This is a genomic window from Brevibacillus sp. AG (assembly GCF_028369215.1).
GTDB classification, from domain to species: domain Bacteria; phylum Bacillota; class Bacilli; order Brevibacillales; family Brevibacillaceae; genus Brevibacillus; species Brevibacillus porteri.
On the sequence record NZ_JAQMYO010000004.1, the window covers coordinates 233,340 to 259,375 of the forward strand.

Genomic DNA, 26,036 nt, shown 5'->3' on the forward strand with positions numbered 1-26,036 from the left:
GTATTTACGAAGGCTGTGGTTCTTTTTTCGCTTTTAACTCGTAATGGCCGGTATTGCCGCTAATGTACCACTCAGGGGTCGTTTCTTCGCGCGCTTCGCGGTGACCTGCCAGATGAACATCACTCAGCTCCCACTGCTTCCACGCTTCTTTTGATTCCCAGCGGATTATGACGACTACTTCTTCTTCACCTTTGCGTGGCTTCTGTACTAGCACGCTCAAATCTACAAAACCAGGAGCCTTCTCAACAGCACCAGGCTCGCTAAAGCCTTGTACAATTTTGTCAGAATGACCTTCCTGAACGACGTATGTTTTTATCTCCATCATCATGAAGTGCGACACTCCTTATATCCCATTTCCCTACTTTTCCATATTATTGAGAAATATTATCATTGTCAACCAGATATTAGCAAATGGTAGGACGATCGAGAGCTTCGTTTTCAAGTGGGACTTCTTTTTTCTTGGGGGCAGAGAAAATATCAATACCACGTTCGAGCAGGATTTCTACCGCCTCGCGAACAGGGAGAAGTGGCAATTGCATTTCATCGGCTACGGCAGCTTCTATATCAGAGATCGTGTGGAGTGGTGTTATCTGGTCTGTGCCATCTGAATAACCGATGTGGAGAGTGTTGTTTTTGAGGACCACGAAGCGATCTTGCTCTAGCTGAAAACGATGAATGTGAAGTCGATTCAAAAATAAGGCGTCTGGTAAAAAAGAGGAGCGGATGACTTCCGACAAGTCGGACAGTTCTTTTCGTTCATTCGGATGAAAATCCCACGGAGGAATTGCCACTTTTCCGTTTTCATACCGCGTAAAGCGATAGTGTTCAGGATGATCGGGACTTTTGGTCAATTCCATCGAAACAGTGCCAAAAGGCCTGGAATGGTTCCCGTCTTCCAGAAAATGAATCGGCTCAAAGATAGGAGCGGTAGCCCCCGTATCCACATAGACGGGTGTCTCTCCTGTGTTCGGACCATCGATCAGGATGGCAGCATGCCCACCGCCTGGCAAGATGAGCTGACCGAAGAATCCAAGGGTGCGAAGCAGTGCGAGAAAGCTGTGATTGTTGGTATAGCATGTGCCGCCGAAGTTATAGTGGATCGCATTGTGTACATATTCCTCAGGGGTGGGTACCTCATGTTTTCCGTCACGGAAGAAGAGCAGTTTGCTTACATTTTCATAAGGGAAGGTCTGCAGATGCGCGCGACAGAGCTCACTGAGATAAGAGAGGTTAGGGGACTTGTGATCTAGCTGTAAACGTTGAAGGTATAAACTCGCCCAGTTCGGTAAGGTAGACATAAACAAGTTCACTCCTTATATAAAATAAATAATAAATAAAAATGTTTATTAAATAGCAGTATGGAGATAGTATCACAACGGACAAGTGGTAATCAATCTAAATTTTTCCAGAAAATAAAAAGGCACCGGAAGGATATCCTCCGGTGCTAGCGGGTCCCTAGTCCGCTGTCTTTTTCGTACGAATAAATAAGTGCAGAAGAAATTATAATAACGACTTAATTTCCCCGGTATTCGGGTTCACTACGAACCAGCCATACGTACTGGTGTAGCTGTCGCCAGATTGGAAGTTGTTCACGACCGTTTGGTACACTTGGATGACATAGTGACCTTTTTCGTCGTCATGAGCGTACTCGACTACATGTGTCGGCGAGAGTTTGCCAGCGAATTTCTTTTTCACCAGCTCGATCGCTTCCATTTTGGAGTACATTTTTGCTGTTGGAATTTTACCGATGAAAATCGATTTGGTTCTCGCATCGTAAATGACCGGTTTGTTCAGGTTCTCTGCTACGAAGCGGATTGGTACATAGACGGAGTTTTTGTACATGATGCCTTGTACGTCGCTGTTTGGTGATTTCGGCATCCCGTCAAAGTAGTAGGTGAACGGTGTTTTCATTCCTTCTTCCGCGTCTGGAAAAGCGGGTGCTGCAATGGCAATTCCGGAAAAGAGCACCGAACCTACAACAATGCCCCCCAAAAATGACTTTATGTCCCATTTCATGATGTGAAACCCTCTCCCTTTCTCTTTTCTCTAAATCTTCCCAGCAATCATTATGTCAAAGATCATAGGAGAAAAGCTATCAAACGAGGGTACTAGGAAACAAAGACTAGGAAACATGGGAAAGATAGGACCAAATCAGAATGGTCCTAGTTCTCGAATCAGTGGTTCAGTGATGGGGTGGTTTGTGGTAAGGTAGAAAAAAACAGCGGACAAGGTGAGGAACATGACTACCATATTGCAAAATGACTGGGCCCCCGTATTGGCCGATGAATTCGAAAAGCCCTATTATGTAAAGCTTCGTCAGACGTTGAAGGAAGAGTATCAGACGCAGACAATTTACCCAGATATGTTTCATATATTCACAGCGCTGCACCTGACTGACTATCAGAATGCAAAGGTTGTGATTTTGGGGCAGGACCCGTATCACGGACCGGGACAAGCACATGGATTGAGCTTTTCGGTCAAGCCGGGAATTAAGCCGCCACCGTCTCTGGTCAACATCTACAAAGAACTGAAAAGCGATGTCGGTTTTGAAATTCCCCAGCATGGTTACCTGAACCATTGGGCGAAGCAAGGCGTCATGATGCTGAACACCGTTCTGACGGTTCGTCGCGGCACTCCGAATTCGCACAAGGACATTGGGTGGGAGACGTTTACGGATCGAATTATTCATTTGTTGAACGATCGGGAGACTCCACTTGTTTTCATCCTGTGGGGAAAGCATGCGCAGGAGAAGGCGGCATTCATTGATCGAAACAAGCATTTCGTCATCGCCTCCCCGCATCCGAGCCCATTTTCGGCGAATCGCGGCTTTTTTGGCAGTCGTCCTTTTTCGCGGACCAATGAGTTTTTGCGTTCGCGCGAGCTTCAAGAGATTGATTGGCAGTTGCCGATGCAGGTAGAGGAAGAGTAGCCTGCATTTGTTTCAGGTAAAAGGAAAAGGATCTCCATTGTTTTGCATCATGCAGGGAGATCCTTTCTTTTTTTAACGATTAGTCTTTGCTTTTGACAACGAGCAGCTTGCCCGTTTGAATCGTGATCGTTCCAGTCTGTTCCGTTAGCAGATTGCTGATGCCAAGCGTGTCGCCAATCCGCAGGGTCGCGTCCTTCAACGGATAGAGGAATCCAGTTAAGGTGATCCCTGTGACTTCCGGTGTAAAAGGCAGCAGAGAGATATGATCAAAATGATTCTGCTCTATCGTACTATGGCGGTCAATCAGACGGATTTCATTGGTCTCATCGAGGATGAGGCAGTTGGTGCCCGTCTGCAACGCTTTGTTCAGCAAGTGTACGTTTGCCAGCATATGGTCAAAACGAGAGCCGAGCACACCAAGCAGCACAATTTCCTCGGGCTGTTGCTCGATTGCCCAAGTAAGGGCCATCTCTGTATCAGTCAAATCTTTCATGACGGGATCGCAGGAGGAGACGTGCATACTGTGGCGTTCAATTTCTGCCATTTCCTCGGTGCTGACAGAATCGAAGTCACCAATCGACAATCTTGGCACAAGACCGTTGCGAATGAGGAACAAGGCACCTCTGTCAACGCCGACGAGCCAATCATTTTCGCGAATCTCTTGGATCGCCCAGTTGCCCAGATTGCCCCCAGCGAATAGTAGGATGCGTGTAGGATTCATGCTACGGCCACCTTTATCTATTAGAAATACCCTCTATGTAGGAATCGAAGAGCGAAATGTGCTCTGACAAGCGAGGCGATAGCCTGTAGCGAGTTTTTCTCCCAGCTTTGCTTTTTCCTGTCCGGTTGGGGTGTCGAGTAATGATGCACCAGCTACGATCTGTACACTGCACTTGCCGCAATGCCCTTGTTGGCATTTGTAAGTGATGGGTTGATCTTGCGTGAGCGCAGCTTGTAATAGTGTCTGAGAGGGAGTGTACCGGACTGGCATCGTTTGTGAGCGCTGCTTCACCTGTAGGAGCTTCTGCTCTGATTGGGGGCGAGCCGGACTCATTTCTGTTTTTTTCAATGATGTATGCGTCTGCACGGGAACGGGGGCTGGACTCGACATCTGTACGTCAGATCGTCCAGGAATGAGCGAGCCGACCGTAAGCTGTTTGCGCATAGGAACCTCCCGAGTAAGTGATTATTTAATTTTACCATGTCAGGCGTGTGGGTGACAAAGTTGGAGAAAGGTGTTCCGAGATGATTGAATTTTTAGATTTTATCGATTAAAATATTTTTATCAAAAACTAGGAAGGTGATACCATGATTACCATCAAACGGATGAGCGACTGTACCTTTGCAGAAGTGACCAAAGCGTGGAACCGAGGATTTGAAGGCTATTTTATCGAGTTTACGATGACAGAAGAAATGCTTGTCCAACGACTGGGGGGCGAGGGATACGTGCTGTCCCTGTCTGTGGTTGCTTTTGACAGCACGGAGCCGATTGGCGTAGTGGCCAGCGGGATGAGAACCATTTCAGGGCGAAAAGTCGCGTGGAATGGTGGAACGGGTGTCGCCACGGAATATCGTCGACAAGGAGTAGGGAAGCAACTGATTGAGGCGACATTGGATTTGTACCGGGAAGCTGGGGTGGAAGTAGCTACCTTGGAGGCATTGAGCCAAAATACCAAAGCGATTGCCTTGTATGAGCAAAAAGGCTATGACGTTGTGGATCGTCTGTTGTTTTTACAGCAGAGTGGGCCGCTGGCAGAGAATGCCTTTCAGACAAATGTACAGGCTGATTATCGGGTTCGGCGCATTTTGGCTCCGGAAGTCGCCATGCTGCCGTTTTACGTGACCGATGTCCCATGGCAAAATTACTGGCTGAACTTGCGAGATGCGCAGGCCGTGCTTATAGAAGACAGAGAGGGTCAGGCGGTCGGCTATGCAATGTACAAGTGTTCGATAAACGAAGAAGGCAAAGTGAGTGGGATCGTGCTGCGTCAATGTGTTGCACAGCCAGAGCATCCTGATGCCCAAGACATTTTGAAAACCGCACTCGCGCACGTGTATGGGCCGCTTGCACACGATTGCCGCCGTTCTACGTTTAATTTGCGCGCGGCTGATACGTTGCTTGTTGAAATCCTGCAAACGGCGGGATTCAGTCCTTCCGAGACGGAGCAGGTGTTTATGATCAAGCAGATGGAAGCCGCAAAGACTCCTGTCGTCTAGGGAGTGAATACGCTCCTGTCAATGCTGGCAGTTCGTGCAGGCGAATACTTTGCGGGAGGAGAGCTCGCTCTTTTCGATAGGTTGTCCACAGCGCGGGCAAGGCTCTCCGCCTCGATCGTACACCTGGCAGCGCTCATCGAAGCCACCTGTCAGGGAATCACCGGAAAAGAGCGGCTGCATGTAACCGCCGAATCGAATGGCTTCTGTAAGCACGGTTTGCATGGAATGATACAGTCGTTTTTGTTCCTCGAAAGAAAGCGTCGGGATCGTCCGGGTAGGCAGGATGGCGGCATGAAAGCAGATTTCGTCCGCATAACAGTTGCCGATGCCCGCCAGCCAATGCTGATTGACTAATGCTGTTTTGAGGACGCTACGCTTGTCAGCGAGTAGCTCCGTAAATCGGGGAAAGGTAAACAGCGGGTCCAATGGCTCCGGACCGAGTGGAGCCAGTCTCTCGTCGATCTGAACGTTGGTGAGCAAGTGCAGGTAGCCTAAGCGGAGGCCGTGAAAATATAAAATGCGCTCGTCAAAGGCAAGAGTCACTTGGGCGGTTCTCTTCAGCTTGTCTTCCACAGAGCCCAGGTATAGAAAGCCGCCGAGCATCAGATGAAGCAGCAGGACATGTCCACTTTCCAGATGGAAGAGAAGATGCTTGCCACGTCGGTCGACAAGTGTCAGGCGATTGCCTTGCAAGAGACGAGCAAATTCCGCAGGTGGTAGATTAATTGTTTTTTCCCGCTGAACATGTGTGGCAGTAATTGTTCCGCCACCGATTTTTTCCTGTAGCAGTCGGCGATAGGTCTCCATCTCAGGTAATTCTGGCACCCTGACTCCCTCCCGTACGCAAAGTTTTTCGTAGGATGTCCCATATGGATAATCCACATGCCGTACCCCGTCACTGTTTTTCGGTGATGGGTCTTTTGAATTTAGACAAGTTTACCAACGCTATTCGTAAATGGGGTAATATAATATGTAAGGTAGTAGGACTGGGCATTTGCCCGAAGGATATCGGACGGACAGGAGATTACATATGCAAAAAGTAGAATTGATCGCTACGGCGACTTTTGGTTTGGAATCAGTAGTAGCAGAAGAAGTAAAGGCACTCGGATACGGTCCGGTACAGGTGGAAAACGGCAAGGTAACGTTCACTGCAGATATTTCTGCGATTCCCCGCACAAATTTGTGGTTACGAACTGCCGACCGCGTGCGTCTTAAGATAGGGGAGTTCAAAGCGACTACGTTTGACGAGCTGTTTGAACAGACAAAAGCACTGCCGTGGGCCGATTGGATCACAGAGGATGGGACGTTTCCAGTGGAAGGGAAATCGGTCAAATCTACCTTGTTCAGTGTGCCGGATTGCCAAGCGATCGTGAAAAAAGCAGTGGTAGAAAGTCTGAAAAAGACCTACAAGCGCGAGTGGTTCGATGAGCAAGGGCCGCTGTACAAGATCGAGGTGGCACTTCTCAAGGATGTGGCGACGCTGACGATTGATACGTCAGGACCGGGCCTGCACAAGCGCGGCTACCGGGAATTGATCGGACAAGCGCCACTGAAGGAAACCATGGCTGCGGCGATGATTATGCTGTCTCGCTGGAAGCCTGATCGGGTATTCATGGACCCATTCTGTGGTTCGGGTACACTTCCGATTGAGGCGGCGCTGATCGGACAAAACATCGCTCCGGGGATGAATCGGGAATTCGTTTCCGAGACGTGGCCTATCATTCCGAAAACAGCTTGGCGTGAAGCGCGCGCAGAGACCCATGATTTGGCTCGTTATGATCAAAAGCTGGAGATTATCGGGACAGATATGGATGACGAGATCTTGAAAATTGCCCGGCACAACGCCACTGAGGCCGGTGTAGATGACCTGATTCATTTTCAACGCATGGATGTGAGGGATGTGCGGACCAAGCGCAAGTACGGCTACTTGATTTGCAACCCACCTTATGGGGAGCGCTTGGGAGAATGGAAGCAGGTTGCCAAGATGTATGGCGAAATGGGGGAAACCTTTGCTGCCATGGATACGTGGTCTTTCTATGTTATTACGTCCGATGAACAGTTTGAGGAGCATTTTGGTCGTACAGCAAGCAAAAAGCGCAAGCTCTACAACGGAAATATCAAGGTAGATTACTATCAGTTTTTCGGACCTAGACCGCCGCGCGGGCCAATGGTTACCCCGACCGAATAGACATAAGAGTATTGTTCAAAGATGACTTTTTGAACTACCTCTAAAGAAGGGGCATAATTGGAGGAGAAAATGCAATGAGCAAGAAAAGATTCGGGAGCAGAATGCTGGCTGCGCTATTGGCAGCGACGACATTACTGGTCCAAAGCACGCCGTTGACTCATGCTGCGACAGAGCCAGAGAAACCGGCGGTGGAGAGCGAGAAACCAGCAGAACAGACCAAGAAGCTGGAAGATCAGTTCAAAAAACAAGAAGAAGCGCAGACGGAGTTTACGGATTTGGGCAACAGCTACGCCAGTAAAGCCGTAACCAGACTTGCAGCCCTTCATATGATCAGTGGTCAGGGAGAAAACCGCTTCAACCCGCAAAACACGATTTCTAGACAGGATATTGCAGTGCTTTTGACAAAAGTAATCGGTCTTCAACCAACAGAAATCGACGATGCCGCTTTTGAAGATGTACCATTGGAAAGTCCTTATGCACCGTACGTATATGGACTCTCTGAGTTGGGTGTGATGAACGGTAGAAGTGAGCACACGATGGGTGCTCTAGACCCGCTTACACGACAAGAGCTGGCTGTCATGCTGTCTCGCTTGATGAAAGAGGGCGCTGTGACCAAAGTGGCAGGTCAGACCCCTGTTGCATACAGCGATGAAGAAGAATTCGCCGATTACGCCAAAACGGCCGTGGAAGAAGTGACGAATCAGCGCTGGATGCAAGGTGCAGGCGGCAAGTTTAATCCGACAGGTACTGTCACGCGTGCAGAGGCTGCTGTGATCGCTGAGCGCGTCTTGGATGCACGCTACCAGCAAGCAGAACAGGTGAAATACAAGGTAGATGTAGAGCGGCTGAGTTTGGCTGCTGGCACGAGCCAACGCTTGAAGGTAAGCAGCATCGGCGGAGATGATCTGCCTTTTACACCTATTTTCGCTTTTGATCGTCCCGAGCTGGGAGCCGTTTCGGCTGACGGAACCTTTGTTGCTGGTCCTACAGCAGGAAAAGGAAATCTCACGGTGACAGTCGGCTACAAAACGACGACGATTCCCGTTGAGATCAAGGACGCTGGTAAGCCAGCTGTCGAAAAGGTAGAGGACACGCCAAAGACTACGCCGGTGACTTCCTCCAATGAATCGGCAACGAAAGTCGATGAAAGCAAGACGGTAGTAGAGGGAGAAAAGCCAGACGCAGACACCGGAGCAACAGAAACGGATGCAACGAAGCCTGCTGATCCAGAAGAAGAGGCGAAAGAGCCAGCAGAGAAGGACGAACTGGTCAATATCGCACCAGGCAGTTATACATCGGTTACTACTTTTGGAGCGCCAGACTCGTATTTCCAAGAGCTGGAGAAGCAGTATCCGGGTCCAGTAGGCGGACTTGTTACGCCTACAGAAGACTGGACGGGATACCACCGTCAGTTTGGGCGCAAGGTGACCGTTGAGCTCGACGAGGCGAAGCCATTGGAGAGAGTTGCGCTGACGTTTAAGCAACAGAAGACCTCGGGCATCACGATGCCAGAATACATGGAAGTCGAGGTATCTCGCGACGGGAAAGTGTGGTCGTATGCGGGAAGAGCCGTTCACGATGTTTCCGCCAAAGAGGACAAGCTGGTTACACGCACATTGAGCGTGACCTTGCCGGACGTCAACACCCGTTATGTCCGGGTATCTTTCCCGGTGAAAGTATTTACGTTCGCTCGCCAGCTGGAGGTATGGGCAAAAACGGATAGCGAGTGGAACAATGGCGCTGTCTTGTTGCCGCCACCAAACCCGGCAAAGCTGGAAGATGCCAAACAAGCAGGACGTCGTGTGGAAAATATGCTGCTCGCTTATACCGGAGAGCATGGCGAACTCGGGACATGGACCAAAGAGGATTTCCTCCCGATGGTTGGTTACCGCACCGTAGATGGTTATATGCGTGACCAGATGTTTGACACGATTTTGTTCCTGCCGTATCAGACGATTCCTGCTACGAAGGAAAGCTGGACAACGTATATGAATGATTTGTTCGGCTCGAATAAGCAGCTGGATGCTCTTAACCAAGCTATGCGGGAATACAATCGCCTGCGCGGAACGCTGTATTCAACACCGACGCAGGAAAATGTTGTGTTGGCTCTGCCATATCCGAATGCTAGCCAGACCAATTTTGGCCAGCTGGATGAAAAGAAACCATCCCTTTCCTTCAACCCTGCGGGAATTGGGGAAGAGCAAGCGTATCAGAACCGCAAAGCTGCACTGGAATGGTACTTCCAGGAGCTCATGAAGCGCTGGAACAAGGAAGGATACGCGTATCTGAAGCTGGAAGGAATCTATTGGTTCCATGAGCTGGTGGAGGATGGTGCACCGAAAGAACGTCAGCTGATTCGTGACATGGGTAGCATGGTGCATGACGAGGCGTTGCGATACTATTGGATTCCGTATTTCGGTGCACCGGGAGTGTCCGAGTGGAAATCTCTTTATTTCGATAAGGCATTCCTGCAGCCAAGCTATTATAGCGACAAGCCGGTAGGAATTGACCGTATTCAAGGGGTACTGGACGTCGTCAACAAGTACGACATGGACATCGAGATCGAAGGCGACTGGAAGATGTACAATGATCCGAAGTTCTATCAGACCTACTACAATCAGTTAGTGGCCACCCACAAGCTGGGGATGGATAAAAACAACGTACACGCTTACTACTTCGGCTCCAAGACATTGCTAGAGTCTGTCAAGAGCACGGACCCTGTCAAGCGCGCCATCTATGAAGATACGTACAAATGGATGCGCGGTCGTTTTGACAGAACGGAATTTTTCGAGGGCAGCGAGATGCCGTAGTGAATGGAAAAGAGTCTGTTTCCCGCTTTGTGGGGAGACAGACTCTTTTTTTATCTAAAGCGGATGGGCAGACTTTCGCCCAATCGTTTTCCTATAGATCTCCACCAGTTCCTCCAGGATCATTTCTTTCGTCGCATGTAGAAGCGGACTCGGATGGTAGTAATCGATTCCCTTGGGGCAAGGCTTGCCAAAAGTCGGTATCCCTGCTGCTGCGATCCGTTGTTTCCACAGTTTCTTGAGCGAAGAAAAATGCTGCCAGGAATGGTGATGTGAAAGCCCCCACCCCAGCAGGAGCCACGGATGCTTTTGCAGTTCCTGCGTAGATACGAGCTGAGCCGCAAGCGTCGTTTCTTTCTCGTGAATGAGCTGCTCGAAATGAGAAATGGCACTCACGGCAGCTGCATTTTGTACGGAAAACAGTTTGTACATATGGAATCTGCCTGCCAATGCCCGCTTTCCGTAGATCGCCTCCACCAGCCGGATCAATTGTCGCATGGTGGGATCGAGTGTGGTTTGACCTATGACGCTATGACCGGGAGCAGGTCTTTCACGAAAAAGCTTGGCACTACCAGGGTTCAGTAAGAGACAGCTCCCAAGAGAACGATGCCCCTCCTGGTCAAGCTATCTATGACTCATTTATATGAGAGGAGGAGATTTGGTAGAACGATATGCTCTACTCTAGCTACTCTTGCTAACTTCTTTGGCACCAATCATCCGGAACAAAATGATATACAGATAGGCACTGACTAAGGTAAAGCCCAGGATGACACCGAATACACCAATAGGTGCGAGCCATTGGGATAGTCCGATCGTCAGGGGAGCGAAGAAGCGACCAATGGAGAACTGGAGCGAAGAAGCTCCCATGTACTGACCGCGCGCATCCTCCGGCGAGTATTTACTGATGAAGCTCTGGGCGACTGGTGTGCGCATCAGCTCGCCGAATGTCAAAATCGCCATACAGCCGAACAGGAGCCAGATATTCGTCGTAAAGGCCATCAAGAACAGGCCGAGACCGAATAAGATGGAGGAGATGACGAGGCTGTTGCGATCGCTCCAGTTTTCAAACCAGCGTGTGACCGGCAGTGTAAACAGAACCACCAAAAAACCATTTAAAGCCATGAGCCAGCCGAATGCGCTGGTTCCGCCGACAGAATAAGTCCAATTGCCCCACGAAAATAATGGCTGCTGCATAACATGCTCTTTGACATACAACGCCATGTAAATGTCCAACTGCATGAATCCAATGGCGATCAAAATCCCTGCGCCAATGTACAGGGCAAATGCTTTATCTCGGAAAATAATGGCGTAACTCTTGAATTGCTGAATCAGGGAAAAACGCTCCTTTGCCTTCTCCTGACGGACGTGTTCAGGCAGCGTTTCTTTGATCAGGAAAAAGACGGCAATCGCAAAAAGCAACTCAACGATGGTACAGAACATTAACAGCTGCGGGCGGTAATGAACAAAAAAGACAGAACCCAGTACGGGACCCGCAACCACCCCGATGTTCATCGCTGTGTAAAAGGTAGCAAATACAATTCTTCGATCTTCTTCTGTGGTCAAATCAGCCACCATGGCGGAGCTGGCAGGCCAATAGAGAGCCCCAGCGATCCCGATCCCGATGAAGGCAATATAGTCGACCCAAGGGGACGGGGAGAAAGCAAACAGGGCGAACATCACGGTCGATGTACAGAGCGAGAGCAGCATCGTGAACCTGCGACCTACCCGGTCAGCCAAATATCCGCCAAACAGGTTGGACAGCATCCCGAGCAGCGGTGGTACCATCAACAGAAGACCCGCTACATCCTTCCCAAACGTATCGCTAAAATAAATCGCCATAAACGGAAAGTACATCCAAAAGAAGGTGTGCGTAATCAATTCACCAAAGAGACGTACCTTCAAGTTAAGATCCCACGAACGCCAAATCATAACACGAATTCCTCCATTCTATTTCTGCAGGTGCTTTGACCTCGATTCTCTTCTTGGAAAAATTCCACGTAAAAAAGCGCAAACGGGGTAGAGACAATGCTCTTCCGCTTGCGCTTTATCAAACGATACAAGGGTGGCGGGAAATAACCAGTTCAATGGGGTACAAAAGAGAGACGGTTATATACCTTTAATTTTAGGTACAGTAAACCGACTGTTCACCCAAGAACATGGCCCGCAATTCATATCGGGAAAAAGACGGAAGCGGTTCAGGCATCCTGCAGCTTCTAGCTTTTGATAGGGTTGTAAGAGGCAGTGCCCCTTAGCAGAGGCCCCACCTAAGCGAAGATAACTACAGAAAACACCATGAACTCAGCACTCCCGTCTTTCAAAATTTTTACATAGGTAAACTCTTGTTGATTAGAATACTCGAAAGAGTCGAATTTATGCAAGATAATTTTTTGGTTTTTTTTGAATAGTACCAAGAACATCGAGAATTGAAAAAGGTACCTTCATTCGGTAAAATATTTTTTAACAATAACCAATCATGTTAGGAATGTGGGGGATATCGCATGCTGGATGCACGCATCGTTAAGCTGGCTACAAATTTGCTGAGCCATTCTGTACGCCTGAAGGAAAAAGAAAGCTTGTTGATTGAAGTTCGTGGCGAGGGTCACGCTTTGGCAAAAGAATTGGTTAAGCAGGCGTATGACTTGGGAGCTTATCCGTTCGTACGGATTATTGACCCGTCTATCCAACGTGAGCTGATGCTCGGTGCAAGTGCAGAGCGTGCGACTCATTTGGCGAGATGGGAAGAGCCAATGTACAAAGATTTGGATACATATATCGTCATCAATGGTCCGTCCAACGACAGTGAGATGGCCGATGTCCCGGTAGAGCGTCGTCGTGCACACCAAAGTGTGATGCAAGAATTGAATGACTACCTGACCAACAATGTACGTTGGACACTGCTCAACTACCCGACCACGGCTTTGGCGCAAAATGCCAACATGTCTACAGTAGCTTTTGAAGATTTTTATTTTGACGTATGTTCCGTTGACTATAAAAAGATGCACGAAGCCTTTTTGCCTTTGCAGCAATTGATGGATCGCACGGACAAAGTGCGTCTTGTTGGACCTGGAACAGATCTTCAATTTTCAATCAAGGACATCCCTAGTATCATTTGCTCCGGGCTTCGCAACATTCCAGACGGCGAGATTTTTACAGCCCCAGTGCGTAACTCCGTGAATGGAACCATTACGTACAACGCAGCAACAAGCTACATGGGCACGAAATTTGAAAATGTGTGCCTGAAGTTTGTAGACGGAAAAATCGTCGAGGCGACTTCTAACAACACCGAGAGACTCAACCAAATTTTCGATACGGACGAAGGAGCGCGCTACATCGGGGAATTCGCAATTGGTGTGCATCCGTACATCCTGCACCCAATGAATGATATCTTGTTCGATGAAAAAATTGCGGGCAGCTTCCACTTCACACCAGGACGTGCATACGACAACGCAGATAACGGCAACCGCAGCCAAATCCACTGGGATATGGTAAACATCCAACGTCCCGAGTATGGCGGCGGAGAAATCTGGTTTGATGATGTGCTGATTCGCAAAGACGGTTTGTTCGTTTTGCCAGAGCTGCAAGGACTCAATCCGGAAAACTTAAAAGGGTAAGTTAACAGGGCCATCATGCTTAGCATGGTGGTTTTTTCACATTTTAACGTAGCTGTCGATGAGGGAAGAAGCGCATTTCCAGTCTACGCTTCGGCCTACGCCCCGCAATGGGGATTGACTGCCCGCTCCGGAATAAATGGCGGGAGCGCTTCAAACGTAGAAGTTTCGAGGAAGGGTTTCATAAGTGAAGCTGAAAACCCCCGCCATTTATTCCGGAGCTGGGTTGGGCTCCAGAGGCGCTTGGACTGGAAATGCGCTTCTTCCTACGTAGCTTTAGTTTCACCATATAAACTCCCCCTGAATATCAAACAAAACGCTCTAAAAGCACGAAGTAAACACAAGCTGTCCGTAAGCACTGTCACATGTCTGGAAGGAGACCGCCCGAACGAAGAGAGGATACAGGCGACTGGAAGACATGTGACAGTGCTTCTCCCGACCACAAACGTTAGATGACCACTACAGACGAGCATCTCTGGCATCCTTTTGCTACAATAAGAAAAAAGCATGGAACAGAGGGATTAGACGTGAGCCGCAAAGATTGGATCGAATACATCGTCAGTGAACAGGACACGGGAATGAACGTAGAACAAATCGTCCGGCAAAAGCTCAACGTGTCGGGTCGTATGATGCAGCGGCTGACGAGAAGCAAGGGGATTTTACTCAATCGCAAGCAGCCCTTCCTGCAAAGACAAGTAAAAGCAGGAGATACAATCGCGGTTCGTGTCATCGAGAGGCAAGAGCAATCGCAAGCGCCTGGGCAGCCCCAGCATGATACGAAGCCCGAGGGACCGATTACACCAATGCCGTCCATCGATATTTTGTACGAGGACGATCATCTCTTGATTGCAAACAAACCGGCAGGCATGATGGTGCACCCGATTAAACAGGAGACCGACACACTGGTACATGCACTCGCTGCCGTACTGGCGGCAAGGGGTGAGCAGACGAGTGTACATCCTGTGCATCGGCTGGATAAAGATACATCAGGAGCTATTCTCGTAGCCAAAAGCAGCTATGGTCATCAATTGGCTGACAGGCTACTACGCGAAGGAGGCATTCATCGCGAGTATCTTGCGGTTGCCAGTGGGGTGCTGTCAGAGGGAGCTGGAACGATTGATGCGCCAATCGGCCGAGATGCGCGTCATCCTACGAAGCGCCGTGTCGTGGAGAGTGGCGATCCTGCCATCACGCATTACGAGGTACAACAGACCTCTGAGGGAATGACGCTCGCACGCGTCTGGCTGGAAACGGGTCGTACCCATCAAATTCGCGTTCACTTTGCCCACATTGGACACCCGCTTGCTGGCGATACGATGTACGGGGGAGCGAGAGGCTTGTTACGCCGACAGGCTCTGCATGCTTCCAAGTTGTCTTTTTTGCATCCGCTTCTCGAAAAAGAGATTGTAGTCGAGGCACCAATACCAACTGATCTGAAACGCTTGATGCAAGCAGAATTTACATAAGAACGGCCAACACGCTGAAACCACCTTTCAATAGGTGGTTTCATTGGTGTATTTGGTAAAGGTGGATTGTGCCCCAATATCTTAGAGCATCCCTAGTTGATCAAGCCGTTTTCCGGCGTAACGGCGAAATCATAGAAGACTCCTTTATGGTTGATCGATGCCGTAATAGTCGGTTTCCCCTTTTTCGTAAACGTATATACGTTATATTTGGACGAAACATTGTATCCGGTCAGATCGAGGTTAAAAACCTTTTTCATCATCGGGTTGGCAGCAGCAATCGCCCTTTCTTTTGTAAAGAACGGTTTGGCAAACACCTTGGGAATATCTTCGTCCGCGGTATAGTTCCCATCTCTGAACTCGCTGATCATGGTCGCTGCCACTACTTTCCCTGTTTTCGCCCCTATGACGATCCTGTATTTCCGTTCGATATCCATAAAATTCCATGCTTGATCCAGGCGTTCTTGCGATTCTTTCACCAGTGTTACGTCAGGGAGCAGCGCCGATGCTTTGCCGTTGGAAAGTGACTTTAGCGCCTTTTGCACTGTATCGATCACTTTGGGTTTCATTTGCTTGTTTGTATAATTCAATGTCGCAGCGTTGACCTTCCCAGTCGCAGCGTCGATGATAACCGATGCATTTTGCCCTTTGAACAGCCAAACGTTTTTTTTATCCCAGTTGATTCGTTCTACCCAATCAATCGTAAAGGCATGCTGATTATCCATTCCTTTTAACGTGCTCGTAACAGTATTTTGCAAATCAGCAGGCACTTCGCTAAATTTTAATTTCACGGATACGGATGCAACCTTTCCCTCCTGCTTGGTAACGAGCACCTCACCTCTGTTGTTTTTTGCCGCAATTACCCAGCAATCTGCCGTTTCTCCTCTAATCTCGTCCAGTTCGATCAGCACGCCGCCCGCCTGTTTTTGCATCGCTTGTTTCGCCGCTTCTACGACATTTTTGTCTAACTGAGCGAGGGTTTTCATTTCTGGCTTTACTGCTGGTGCCTGACCAGCTGCGTATGCTGGCGCTTGTGTGTTTGTAAGCGGAGATGCAACGGATAACAGCAATGCCATCATACTTGTAACCACTAGTGTTTGTTTTTTCATATGTCATGCTTCCTTTCTGCATTCAAATCACTTATTTGATCCAGCTAAAGGGATTTTGTGACAGTCACCCGAGTGTCAAACAGTCTGTAGTTGAATAACGTAACAGTGTTATGTTACATTGTTTTTGGAGGTGCTTCACTTGGACACAAATGTAATCTCGAAGAAGGACCTGCTGGAGCTGACAGGCATTTCGTACGGACAGTTATACCGTTGGAAACGAAAGAACTTGATTCCAGAGGAGTGGTTCATTCGCCGAGCGACTTTTACAGGGCAAGAAACCTTTTTCCCGCGCGAACAGATTTTAGCTCGAATCGACAAGATCCTGAACATGAAAGACGACTTGTCGCTGGATGAATTGGCGGACATGTTTTCACCAAATATGAGTGAAACGTCGTTGTCCGCAGATGAACTATTGGCACGAAACATTGTTTCTGTTACCTCTTTAGAAGTGTTCAACGTTTTTCTCGGAAGCCTAAGGACTTTTACCTTCCAGCAGGCACTATACGCCTATGTGTTGGAAAAACTTTTGGCAGCAGGAGACTTAACTGTAGAAGAAGGCGGCGGATTGCTGCAGGTACTGGCTAGCCACTATCCCAAGTTCGATGGGAAGCCTTGTGAGCTGATTTTTATGCGCAAGATGGGGATTTCCACGTTCGTGTTGGTATCTGGCTCTACCGAAATGTATTTTGATAACGGTGTAAAGGTAGTGACGCGGCTCATTTTCGCCAATTGCATCGAAGAATTAAAAGCAAAATTTATGTAGGGGGAGACCATACCATGCAGAACGAGAACAATAACAAAACAGATTTGATCTTTCATGGGGCAGTGAATGCTACGGGTGGCGTATACAACAAAGTAGATGTGCAAGGTTACGGCAAGATCAATGGCGACGTAGAGTGCGAGTCGCTTCATTGTGCAGGACATGTCAGTATCACGGGAGATCTCATTGGCTCTTCGGCAAGAGTGGAGGGCAACGCGTCGATTAAAGGCAAAGTGAAAATGGATACGTTATCCGTATATGGTCAACTTGATGTTGCGGACGATTTGAATTTTACGAGTCTAAAAGTAGGTGGCAACGTCAAGGTACAGGGCAATATGGCAGGCGAGGACGTAAAGGTTCTCGGGTCATTGAAAACCGCAGGGGATTGCGAAGCGGAAGTGTTCCGGGCAAACGGTGCGTTTAGTATCGGAGGACTGCTGAATGCGGGGCGAATCGAGGTGCTTTTGCATGGCGGCTGTGAGGCAAAAGAAATGGGTGGAGAGCACATCGAGGTGCGCCGAACAGGGAATAGCACCTTGGGCAAGTTGTTGAAGCATTTTCTCAACAATACCTTGTCTGTAGAGACGATTGAAGGAGACGAAATCTATCTGGAAAACACAAAGGCCAAGGTCGTTCGCGGCAACAAGATCGAGATTGGGCCCGACTGCGAAATCGATCTGGTCGAATACAGCACAGAATGCAAGCAAGACCCAAGCTCGCAGATTAAGACGAAGACACAACGGTAAGGCTGACAAGGAAAAATTAACATTCGGAACTGCATGCAAGTATTTACATGCATGCAGTTCCTTTATATAATGAGTTTGGAAAAAAATGAAAATGCAAGTAATTGCTTGCTTGGCACGGAGGTGCTTTATGGATCACCCAGATATAGAACAGAAGCTGGGGGGGAGAGGCGAAGAGGAACAGGAAACCCGTGAGCGAATTTTATCAGCCGCACGTCAGCTAATGGCACAAAAGGGATACAAGGGAGCGACTACACGCAAGATCTCTGAGCTTGCAGGGGTTAACGAGGTGACGGTATTTCGTCATTTCAAGAACAAGGTAGGCATCTTGACAGAACTCCTAAAAGAAATCATGGATGTCCGGGAGCAGCTGGAGCAAGGGTTGCAAGGCGAGTTTTCTGATCTCAAGCAAATGCTAGTCAGCTACGCACGCACGTATTACGGCTTATTGGTCGAGCGCAAAGAAATTTTCATGATCTGCATGATTGAAGCGGATAACCACCCGGAAGTCGTGCAGATGTTCAGCAGCCTGCCAATGACCGCAGTCGAGGTATTGTCCAACAAGCTCCTAGCGTTTCAGGAGCAAGGGCATTTGCCAAAGGTAGATCCGTTCACGGCAGCTCTTATGTTCGTCTCTACTTTCTTCTATGCCTTTATGGCGAAGTATCGGGTCAATCTCGATCTCGAAATGGTAGAAGAAGAGCTTTTTGAAAATGCTTCTGAAATCTTGCTACAAGGCATCAAGGGATTCAAATAAAACAGCATAGCTACATAGGGGCGGAGGAAGTCATGAAGAGAAGATGGCTTGTATCTGTAATGATGATCGGACTATTGGCAACGACGGCTTGCAGCGAGCAACAGCCTGCTTCGGCACCCCAGAAGGAAATGAAGCATGTCGTCGTTGCACAAGTGAAGAAGGAGCAGGCTGTTACCGTCACGGAGTTGTCTGGTACGCTGGCTCCTTTGGAGGAAGCACTCGTCTCTTTTGAAGTAGGCGGTCGTATCGTGGAGATGAACCGTAAAGAAGGAGACACAGTCAAAGCGGGAGATGTGCTCGCCCGTGTGAACGCCCAGGATTACTCGCTCCAAGTCGCCTCTTCAAACGCTGCTATGCAGCAGAGTGCGGCAAATCTTAGCAAGGTAACGAATGGGGCGAGAGAGCAAGAAGTGACGCAGGCGCGATTGTTGGTGGAGAAGGCAACAGTCGCTTTGCAAAAAATGCAGGATGATTTCAACCGGATTGAAAAGCTCTACCAACAAAACGCCATCTCCAAAAGCGAGTATGAAAGTGCACAAAATGGACTGACGATTGCGCAAAAGGATTTGCAAAACGCACAGCAGTCCTATTCGCTAGTTACCCAAGGCGCTCGTGTGGAAGACAAACAGTTGAGCCAGGCTGTTTATAATCAGTCCGTCATTGCCAAAGAAGTGGCAGCCAATACGCTTGCCAAAACACAGCTCCGTTCGCCGATTAACGGGACGATCATCGCCAAGCTCTCGTCTGCTGGCAATTTGGTTGGTTCAGGTACCCCCGTCTATCAAGTCGGCAACATCGACACATTAAAAGTCGTATTGCCCGTTCCTGACCGAGAGATTTCGGCATGGAAAGTAGGCGAGACGATCTCCTTAGACCTGTATGGTCAAAAACGGGATGGCAAAGTGACCAAAATATTTCCTGCCACGAACCAAAATACCGGAACGATTGGTGTAGAGGTCCAAATCGCCAACCAAGCTCGTGACTGGTTTGCCGGTCAGGTGGTGAAAGCGACCAAAACGGTAACGGGGCAGGAAGGTGTCTACGTACCAGTGGAAGCAGTCATCAGCAGAGGAAAAGATGACGCGCATGTCTTCGTCAATGCAGGCAGTAAGGCTGTCAAAACAAGCGTAGTCATCGGGCAGATTGTAAGTGACAAGCTCGAGATCAAGAACGGATTAAAAGAAGGAGACCAACTGATCGTCAAAGGGGTGGACCGTTTGTTTGACGGTGATCCAATCGAGGCGGCAGGAGGTACACAACCGTGATCAAGTACATCGTACAAAAGCGCAAAATCACGCTTCTGTTTTTCAGCATGATTGCTCTTGTAGGCTCCCTGAGCTTTTTTCAGCTACCCAAGCAAGAGATGCCGGATATTATCGTCAACATGGCGACGATCACGACGGTTTACCCGGGAGCTTCGCCGGAAAAGGTCGAGCAGGCTGTTACGAAAAAGCTGGAAGAAAAAATCAATGAATTACAGGGACTTAACTATATATCATCCTCATCTTCCCTCGGAGTCTCTTTTATCATGGTGGAAGCAAAGAGTGACGTAGACCCGAAGCAAAAATGGGATGAATTGCGGAAGAAGGTAAAGGACGCAGAGGCTGATCTGCCAGCGGATGCGAAACAACCGATCATCAATGATGATTTGAATCGTACGTTTGTCCAATCGTTTGCGGTCACCGCTAACACGCGTGAGGAATTGTACAGCATGCGTACCATGCTGAAATCGTGGAAAGAACAGCTGCGCACCATTCCGAACGTAGCGGATGTACTGGTGGAGGGTCTACCGGAGCAGGAGGTCCACATCGAGGTTGATACGCAAAAGCTGAGCCAGTACGGGATCACGTGGAGTCAGGTGATGATGGCTGTCAAAAAGGAAAATGAAAAAATCCCGCTTGGCGACCTGACCACAGAAAAACGGACCTACCAGCTTAAGCTGGCGGAAAATACAGATGTCGAAGAACTGAATAAAGTCATTATCTCTCGTTCAAAAGAGGGCTTCCCGATCTATCTGAAGGACATCGGATCGGTCAAAATGACGACGGAGACGGTGAAAACGACTTCGTATTTCAATGGGAAGCCTTCGATCACGATCAGCGTCAATGCAGAGACAGGAAGTGATGTGCCGTCTTTGCAGAAGCGTGTAGACGAGATGATGGTGACTCTGGATAAAACACTTCCGGCAGGGGCCGAGAGACACTCGATTTACAGTCAAAATGAACGTGTCGATGAGCTTTTTAGCGACCTGACCCGAGAAATGATGATTGCCATCGTCGCTGTTTTGGTGGTGTGTGCACTCGGATTGAACCTGATCACTTCATTGGTAGTAGCGATGGCGATTCCGATTTCCTTGGCTGTGGGGCTTATGTTCCTACCATCCCTGGGTATTTCACTCAATATGATCTCGATCGTTTCCTTGATTATTGTGCTGGGGATCTTGGTCGATGACGCTGTGGTAGTCAATGACAATATTGAGCGGAGACTGTCTGTCCTGGGTGAAAAACCGATGGCTGCGGCGGTTCATGGTGCCAAGGAAGTATCGATATCGATCACGACTGCTACGCTGGCTACGATTGCGTCGTTTGCGCCCTTGATGTTTTTGAGCGGCAACGTCGGGCAGTTCATTCGTCCGGTTCCCGTCATTATTTCGATGACGATGCTGGCGTCGATGGTCATGTCGCTGACGATCATCCCGATCTTTCGCCAATGGTATGAGCAACGTAGAAAGGCTGGCGTAGAAGGGTATCGTAAGCCCGCTGGACTGTTGGGGAAACAATTGTTGCAGCTGACCAAGTGGTATGCGAGCAAGTTCATGCCGAAAATTTTGAAGCGACCGCTCTTGGCAGGAATGATTGGCGTATTGATTGGAACGGCAGCATATGGATTGATACCGCTCACTCCAGTGGAATTATTCCCGAACGATGATCGCCCGCAGTTTCTCATCGATATCCGTCTCCCCGTGGGCAACAGTCTGGAGGAAACAGACCGAGTGGTGCGTGGGACGGCAGACTGGGTGTTGAAGCAGCCTGGCATCGAGACAGTATCTGCGTACGCGGGAGGCAGTGCACCGAAAATGTTCGGCGGAGATACAGCTGCCGGAAGCGGCATTACCGTCGGACAGCTAGTGGTTCGTTATAATGAAAAAGAGACCCATCTCGAGAACATGCTGGAGCCGTGGACAGAGGAATTCAAAAAGCTGTATCCGGAAGCGAGTATCTTGACGAAGCAGTTGGAGGCAGGTCCTCCGGTTGGAAAACCAGTCGTGATCCGTTTTTATGGAGAGGATATTGAGACGCTTCGCTCTCTTTCTGCACAAGCAAAAGAAAAGGTTGCCGGATTAGAGGGAACGTACAATGTGCAAGACGATTTCGGGGTAGAACGCTACACCTTGGAATTTGTCGTCAATAAAGAGCTAATGGAGCAAAAGCTCGTCAACTACACGGACTTGTCCACGACATTGCGTCTGGTGAGCGAAGGCATTACCGTCAGTGAGTTTGATACGGGCTCAGACCTGATAGATATGAAGCTGTTCTTGCAAAAAGGAGAGGAAGACCCTGCATTGCTGTTCCAGCGGCTCAGCATCGCCAATGCACGTGGAGAGCTGATTCCGTTGTCACAGCTCGCGGAAGTAAAACCGACTTTCAGTACACAGACGATCCCGCATCGCGATTTGTCGCGGAGCGTGACGGTTACCAGTGATCTGAAAGGTAGAACGGCTACAGACGTAATGGCAGAGATCAAGCCGATGCTCGATAGTATGTCCTTGCCTGAAGGATACCGCTATGAGATTGGCGGCGAGACTTCCGAGCAGACTGATATTTTTATCGACATGGGCAAACTTTCGATTCTTGTGGTTTTCTTGATCCTGATTTTGATCGCGATGCAATTCTATTCCTTGACCATTCCTGTACTAGTTACCAGTACGATTTACCTTGCTGTATCGGGGAGCTTGATCGGCTTGTTCGTGACCCAGACGCCACTTGGCTTTATGACAATGATGGGGATTATTGCGTTGGCGGGCATCGTGGTGCGTAACGGGATTGTTTTGATCGAGTTCATCGAGGAGGCACGTCATACAGGCATGGAGCTGAAGCAGGCGGTTATTTCTGCGTGTGAGGCACGACTACGGCCTATTCTTTTGACCTCGCTTACAGCGATTGCAGGTATGATGCCGTTAGCTATTTCGGGTGACGTTTTGTTCAAACCGCTTGCGGTCACCATTATTTCCGGCTTGGCGTTCTCGACACTTTTGACCTTGATCGTCGTACCGTCCTTCTATACGGTTCTTACGCAGCACAAGATCAAAAAGCTGGCGAAAAAAGCCGCGAAACGCCCTGATTTGTATGGGCCTGAGGCAGAAACATTGTAATGACATGCAACAGCGGCAAACTCTCCGATTCATTTCGTTCAGGAGTATGCCGCTGTTTGTTTTAATAAGCTTTTCTTGCTTTTCGCCAGCCGATTATCAAAAGAGCAAGAACCAGTATGAGAAAAACGAGTACACATAAAGCCCAGATCGACTGTAGCAGCATGCTGTGGTTGACCAGCCAGGTAATCTCCTCTAGAGGCATGTTTTTCATTTTGGGAAGAGAAGGGATGATCATCGCATCTGCATAAATATGCAGAATGATCGGAGCTAGCAGTCCCCAGCGAAGTGCTGCCCATGCCCACAAAACACCAATGAGAAACGATTCAAAAAGAGCCCCTAGACCATGCCCGGGTACGTGATAGTAAGCGAAAATCATCGAAGGAATGAGAAGATAGATCCACCTTGCACCAGTGGGCAGGTCTGTGTTCCTTCGATAAATGAGTATTAGCAAGAGAAACGGGATGCCACGAAAGACAAGCTCCTCCCACAAAGGGTTATGCCAGGTGGCAAACACAAGCAGATTTGCTTTGCCAGCAAGTGACTGTGTACCGATTGGCTGCGTGGTAGACCATCCGCTAATCGCTTGAAACACACCTCCGGCCGCTTTTGCCAATAAGAGACCGACAAGGATGAACAGAAATGCTTGGACCAATTTTTTCTTTTGGACAAGCCATAAGATTCCGCAAGCGTAAATCAGCGAGATAACACCAAAAATGAGCCAGCCAGGAAGCGGGACAGCGACCTTCCAATCGGTTTTCGGCCAGAATAGGAGAGAGACGGAAACAGTTTCCCGCAAAAAACCTGAGGAGAGAAACTGCCCCCAGGAGGCGAGTAAGGGCAGAAAGAGCATAATCATCAATAAAAGGAGTAAAAGTGGGCTTTTGGTTATGTATCGAAATGTATTGTTCAACATTTGTGAAAACCTCTCATCCAAACCATTTTTTTCTATATGATCCTACATGCCTTTTACTCGGTCTAGATGGAAATGGCATTCTTCAGATTTTTGTAAGAGTTTGATTGAGCAAGAAACGGTAGCAGACGTATGATATGATAGAATCAACATTCACTGTCAGTAATAGAGAGAACGCAGTACAGGAAGGGAGTGTCCAGGATGCAACAGCCACAGCTTCTTCATGAAGAAAAGGTATTCAAAGACCCTGTCCACCGCTACGTCCACGTGCGTGACAAATTCATCTGGGATTTGATCAACTCGGCAGAATTCCAGCGTTTGCGCCGAGTCAGGCAACTGGGCACCAGTTTTTTTACCTTTCATGGTGGAGAGCATAGCCGCTTTAACCACTCGCTTGGTGTATATGAACTGATGCGCAGAATTTTGGAGACGTTCGAAGGCCGAATTCAGTTGACGTATGAGGAAAAGCTGCTGTGCCTATGTGCGGCTTTGCTCCACGATGTGGGCCACGGTCCATTTTCTCATTCGTTTGAAAAGGTGTTCAAGTATCACCACGAGGATTGGACGCGCGCCATTTTGCTTGGAGATACGCAAATCAACCGAATTCTTCGTCGGTTTGATGATAGCTTCCCGAAGAAATTGGCAGAAGTGATTAATAAGACATATGACAATAAACTGATCGTAAGCCTTATTTCCAGCCAGCTAGATGCCGATCGGATGGATTACTTGCTGCGTGATGCCTACTATACGGGCGTCAATTATGGCAATTTCGAGATTGAACGAATCTTGCGTGTCATGCGGCCGCAGGAGGATGGTATTGTCTTTAAATTCAGTGGGATGCATGCTGTAGAAGACTACATCATGTCTCGCTATCAAATGTACTGGCAGGTCTATTTCCATCCCGTGACACGAAGTGCCGAAGTCATCTTGTGCAAAATTTTTCAACGGGCAAAGCTCTTGTTCTCCCAAGGCTATCCGTTCATGCAGGAGCCTGTCATGCTACTGCCTTTCTTGCAGGAAAAGGTAGAGCTCGCTGACTATTTGGCGCTTGATGAGTCCATTATTCTTTTCTATATGCAGCTCTGGCGCAGAGAGCAAGACCCCGTGTTGAAAGATTTGTGTGCCCGTTTTTTGGACAGGAATCTCTTTAAATACGTCGAATATAATCCGAGGGATTTCCGCTTGCTGTCTGAGCTGAAAGAACTATTTCAATCTGCCGGAATTGACCCGATGTATTATTTGGAGGTAGACACGACCTCCGATCTTCCGTATGATTTTTACCGTGCCGGAGAAGAAGAGGAGCGCATTCCGATTATGCTCCAAATGCCTTCAGGCGAACTGGTCGAGCTGTCACAGAAGTCAGAAATTGTACAGGCCATTAGTGGAAAGCGGCGCTTTGATTACAAGCTGTACTTTCCATTGGATAAAGTCATGGCTTTGCCGGGGGATCTCTCCCGTAAGATTCGAGAACGTCTGGGAGTGATGGAGGATGCTTAATCGTCACGCCAAGATCATACGCCTGATTGAGATAGTCGGCGAAGTGAGCGGGCGAAAAAAATTGCAAAAGATGGTGTACATAGGAAAACATCTGGAGATGGATTTCGATGAGCGCTACGAGTTTCACATGTACGGTCCATATTCGGAGGAACTGACGCTCAGAGTAGATGAGCTGTGCAACATGGGGCTTCTGGATGAGCAAATGGAGAGTAAAGGTGCCATTCATATGTATCGTTACTCTTTGAACGAAACCGGTCGTGATTTTCTCAAGTTTCATGAGGTTGACTTCGGTAGTGGGGAACGTGCGATTTTGCGTATGAATGAGGAGAATTCCCGTTTTCTCGAGCTGGTTTCTACGATTCTGTATTTCAACCACCTGCCTTATGAGGAAATGAAGGGCAAAATTTTTACGTTTAAGAGCAAGCAGCGCTACACCGAAGAAGAGATTCAAAAGGGGCAGGCGTTTGTTGAAGAACTGCGTGCGCTGATGAAGGAAGACGGCGGCACTGCACATATGCAATAGGGAACATCATACGAGGACAAGCACGGCGTACGAACTTGCAAGAGTTGTGGTACGTCTTTTTTTTATACATGTCAGCCAGTCCAAGGGGGCTGGCTATTTTTTTGTCTCAGTTCGGAGCTGCATAATACGGGCATCGTTCTTTGACAAGTGCAT

General features: G+C 48.6%; 23 protein-coding genes. 13 read left to right on the forward strand and 10 right to left on the reverse strand.

Going from position 1 to position 26,036, the window contains the following annotated elements:
- Positions 1 to 4: 4 nt before the first annotated feature.
- From POF51_RS12455 to POF51_RS12465, 3 genes are all read right to left on the reverse strand, one after another.
- A complete protein-coding gene (locus tag POF51_RS12455; protein WP_069851125.1) occupies positions 5 to 328 on the reverse strand; it encodes an antibiotic biosynthesis monooxygenase family protein in 324 nt (107 codons plus the stop codon).
- A gap of 76 nt (positions 329 to 404) precedes the next feature.
- On the reverse strand, positions 405 to 1,298 hold the full coding sequence (locus tag POF51_RS12460; protein WP_069851123.1) for an arylamine N-acetyltransferase: 894 nt from the start codon (positions 1,296 to 1,298) through the stop codon (positions 405 to 407).
- A gap of 202 nt (positions 1,299 to 1,500) precedes the next feature.
- Positions 1,501 to 2,016 (reverse strand): stalk domain-containing protein, encoded by a 516-nt coding sequence (locus POF51_RS12465; RefSeq protein ID WP_017252442.1) that lies wholly within the window; start codon positions 2,014 to 2,016, stop codon positions 1,501 to 1,503.
- A 223-nt stretch (positions 2,017 to 2,239) separates the two neighbouring features.
- Between POF51_RS12465 and POF51_RS12470 the strand changes: the two genes are divergently transcribed.
- Positions 2,240 to 2,929 (forward strand): uracil-DNA glycosylase, encoded by a 690-nt coding sequence (locus POF51_RS12470; protein WP_069851122.1) that lies wholly within the window; start codon positions 2,240 to 2,242, stop codon positions 2,927 to 2,929.
- A 79-nt stretch (positions 2,930 to 3,008) separates the two neighbouring features.
- Here POF51_RS12470 and POF51_RS12475 read toward each other — a convergent pair whose 3' ends face one another.
- Positions 3,009 to 3,650 carry a thiamine diphosphokinase gene (locus POF51_RS12475; protein WP_017252440.1) on the reverse strand — a complete coding sequence of 214 codons (642 nt, stop codon included), beginning with the start codon at positions 3,648 to 3,650 and terminating at the stop codon, positions 3,009 to 3,011.
- 33 nt (positions 3,651 to 3,683) lie between these two features.
- A complete protein-coding gene (locus tag POF51_RS12480) occupies positions 3,684 to 4,094 on the reverse strand; it encodes a 2Fe-2S iron-sulfur cluster-binding protein (protein ID WP_069851120.1) in 411 nt (136 codons plus the stop codon).
- A 143-nt stretch (positions 4,095 to 4,237) separates the two neighbouring features.
- Between POF51_RS12480 and POF51_RS12485 the strand changes: the two genes are divergently transcribed.
- Positions 4,238 to 5,146 (forward strand): GNAT family N-acetyltransferase, encoded by a 909-nt coding sequence (locus POF51_RS12485; protein ID WP_069851118.1) that lies wholly within the window; start codon positions 4,238 to 4,240, stop codon positions 5,144 to 5,146.
- 18 nt (positions 5,147 to 5,164) lie between these two features.
- Here POF51_RS12485 and POF51_RS12490 read toward each other — a convergent pair whose 3' ends face one another.
- Positions 5,165 to 5,971, reverse strand: coding sequence for an Fpg/Nei family DNA glycosylase (locus tag POF51_RS12490; protein WP_069851116.1), 807 nt, complete (start codon positions 5,969 to 5,971; stop codon positions 5,165 to 5,167).
- Positions 5,972 to 6,176: 205 nt separating this feature from the next.
- Between POF51_RS12490 and POF51_RS12495 the strand changes: the two genes are divergently transcribed.
- On the forward strand, positions 6,177 to 7,334 hold the full coding sequence (locus tag POF51_RS12495) for a THUMP domain-containing class I SAM-dependent RNA methyltransferase (RefSeq protein WP_069851114.1): 1,158 nt from the start codon (positions 6,177 to 6,179) through the stop codon (positions 7,332 to 7,334).
- A 326-nt stretch (positions 7,335 to 7,660) separates the two neighbouring features.
- Positions 7,661 to 10,144 (forward strand): DUF4855 domain-containing protein, encoded by a 2,484-nt coding sequence (locus POF51_RS12500; RefSeq protein ID WP_442869557.1) that lies wholly within the window; start codon positions 7,661 to 7,663, stop codon positions 10,142 to 10,144.
- 54 nt (positions 10,145 to 10,198) lie between these two features.
- Here POF51_RS12500 and POF51_RS12505 read toward each other — a convergent pair whose 3' ends face one another.
- Together POF51_RS12505 and POF51_RS12510 are read right to left on the reverse strand one after the other, a co-directional pair.
- Entirely contained in the window at positions 10,199 to 10,639 is a 441-nt protein-coding gene (locus POF51_RS12505) for a hypothetical protein (protein WP_244521814.1), read from the reverse strand.
- Between the two features lie 183 nt (positions 10,640 to 10,822).
- Positions 10,823 to 12,070 (reverse strand): MDR family MFS transporter, encoded by a 1,248-nt coding sequence (locus tag POF51_RS12510; RefSeq protein ID WP_069851110.1) that lies wholly within the window; start codon positions 12,068 to 12,070, stop codon positions 10,823 to 10,825.
- A gap of 569 nt (positions 12,071 to 12,639) precedes the next feature.
- Here POF51_RS12510 and POF51_RS12515 point away from each other — a divergent pair.
- Both POF51_RS12515 and POF51_RS12520 read left to right on the forward strand, forming a co-directional pair.
- Positions 12,640 to 13,752, forward strand: coding sequence for an aminopeptidase (locus POF51_RS12515; RefSeq protein ID WP_069851107.1), 1,113 nt, complete (start codon positions 12,640 to 12,642; stop codon positions 13,750 to 13,752).
- Between the two features lie 524 nt (positions 13,753 to 14,276).
- Entirely contained in the window at positions 14,277 to 15,215 is a 939-nt protein-coding gene (locus POF51_RS12520; RefSeq protein ID WP_069851105.1) for an RluA family pseudouridine synthase, read from the forward strand.
- Positions 15,216 to 15,307: 92 nt separating this feature from the next.
- Here the strand turns inward: POF51_RS12520 and POF51_RS12525 are convergent, their stop codons facing one another.
- The gene (locus tag POF51_RS12525; protein WP_069851103.1) at positions 15,308 to 16,321 is read right to left on the reverse strand and encodes a hypothetical protein; all 1,014 of its coding nucleotides are present in this window, start codon (positions 16,319 to 16,321) and stop codon (positions 15,308 to 15,310) included.
- A 139-nt stretch (positions 16,322 to 16,460) separates the two neighbouring features.
- Here POF51_RS12525 and POF51_RS12530 point away from each other — a divergent pair, with 139 nt between their 5' ends.
- The 5 genes from POF51_RS12530 to POF51_RS12550 all read left to right on the forward strand — a co-directional run bounded on the left by POF51_RS12530 (position 16,461) and on the right by POF51_RS12550 (position 22,953).
- Positions 16,461 to 17,084, forward strand: coding sequence for a YhbD family protein (locus POF51_RS12530; RefSeq protein WP_026043397.1), 624 nt, complete (start codon positions 16,461 to 16,463; stop codon positions 17,082 to 17,084).
- 14 nt (positions 17,085 to 17,098) lie between these two features.
- On the forward strand, positions 17,099 to 17,827 hold the full coding sequence (locus tag POF51_RS12535) for a polymer-forming cytoskeletal protein (RefSeq protein ID WP_017252426.1): 729 nt from the start codon (positions 17,099 to 17,101) through the stop codon (positions 17,825 to 17,827).
- Positions 17,828 to 17,954: 127 nt separating this feature from the next.
- A complete protein-coding gene (locus POF51_RS12540) occupies positions 17,955 to 18,581 on the forward strand; it encodes a TetR/AcrR family transcriptional regulator (protein ID WP_017252425.1) in 627 nt (208 codons plus the stop codon).
- A 32-nt stretch (positions 18,582 to 18,613) separates the two neighbouring features.
- Positions 18,614 to 19,846, forward strand: a complete 1,233-nt coding sequence (locus POF51_RS12545) for an efflux RND transporter periplasmic adaptor subunit (protein WP_069851101.1) — start codon at positions 18,614 to 18,616, stop codon at positions 19,844 to 19,846.
- Positions 19,843 to 22,953 (forward strand): efflux RND transporter permease subunit, encoded by a 3,111-nt coding sequence (locus tag POF51_RS12550; RefSeq protein ID WP_069851099.1) that lies wholly within the window; start codon positions 19,843 to 19,845, stop codon positions 22,951 to 22,953. Before POF51_RS12545 ends, POF51_RS12550 begins: the two co-directional genes overlap by 4 nt.
- 61 nt (positions 22,954 to 23,014) lie before the next feature.
- On the opposite strand, the gene POF51_RS12555 is transcribed toward POF51_RS12550, so the two are convergent.
- On the reverse strand, positions 23,015 to 23,866 hold the full coding sequence (locus tag POF51_RS12555) for a CPBP family intramembrane glutamic endopeptidase (protein WP_271755450.1): 852 nt from the start codon (positions 23,864 to 23,866) through the stop codon (positions 23,015 to 23,017).
- A gap of 198 nt (positions 23,867 to 24,064) precedes the next feature.
- On the opposite strand from POF51_RS12555, the gene POF51_RS12560 reads away from it, so the two are divergent.
- Both POF51_RS12560 and POF51_RS12565 read left to right on the forward strand, forming a co-directional pair.
- On the forward strand, positions 24,065 to 25,360 hold the full coding sequence (locus POF51_RS12560) for an HD domain-containing protein (protein ID WP_015893687.1): 1,296 nt from the start codon (positions 24,065 to 24,067) through the stop codon (positions 25,358 to 25,360).
- The gene (locus POF51_RS12565; RefSeq protein ID WP_069851095.1) at positions 25,353 to 25,883 is read left to right on the forward strand and encodes a YwgA family protein; all 531 of its coding nucleotides are present in this window, start codon (positions 25,353 to 25,355) and stop codon (positions 25,881 to 25,883) included. Before POF51_RS12560 ends, POF51_RS12565 begins: the two co-directional genes overlap by 8 nt.
- The last annotated feature ends 153 nt before the right edge of the window (positions 25,884 to 26,036 follow it).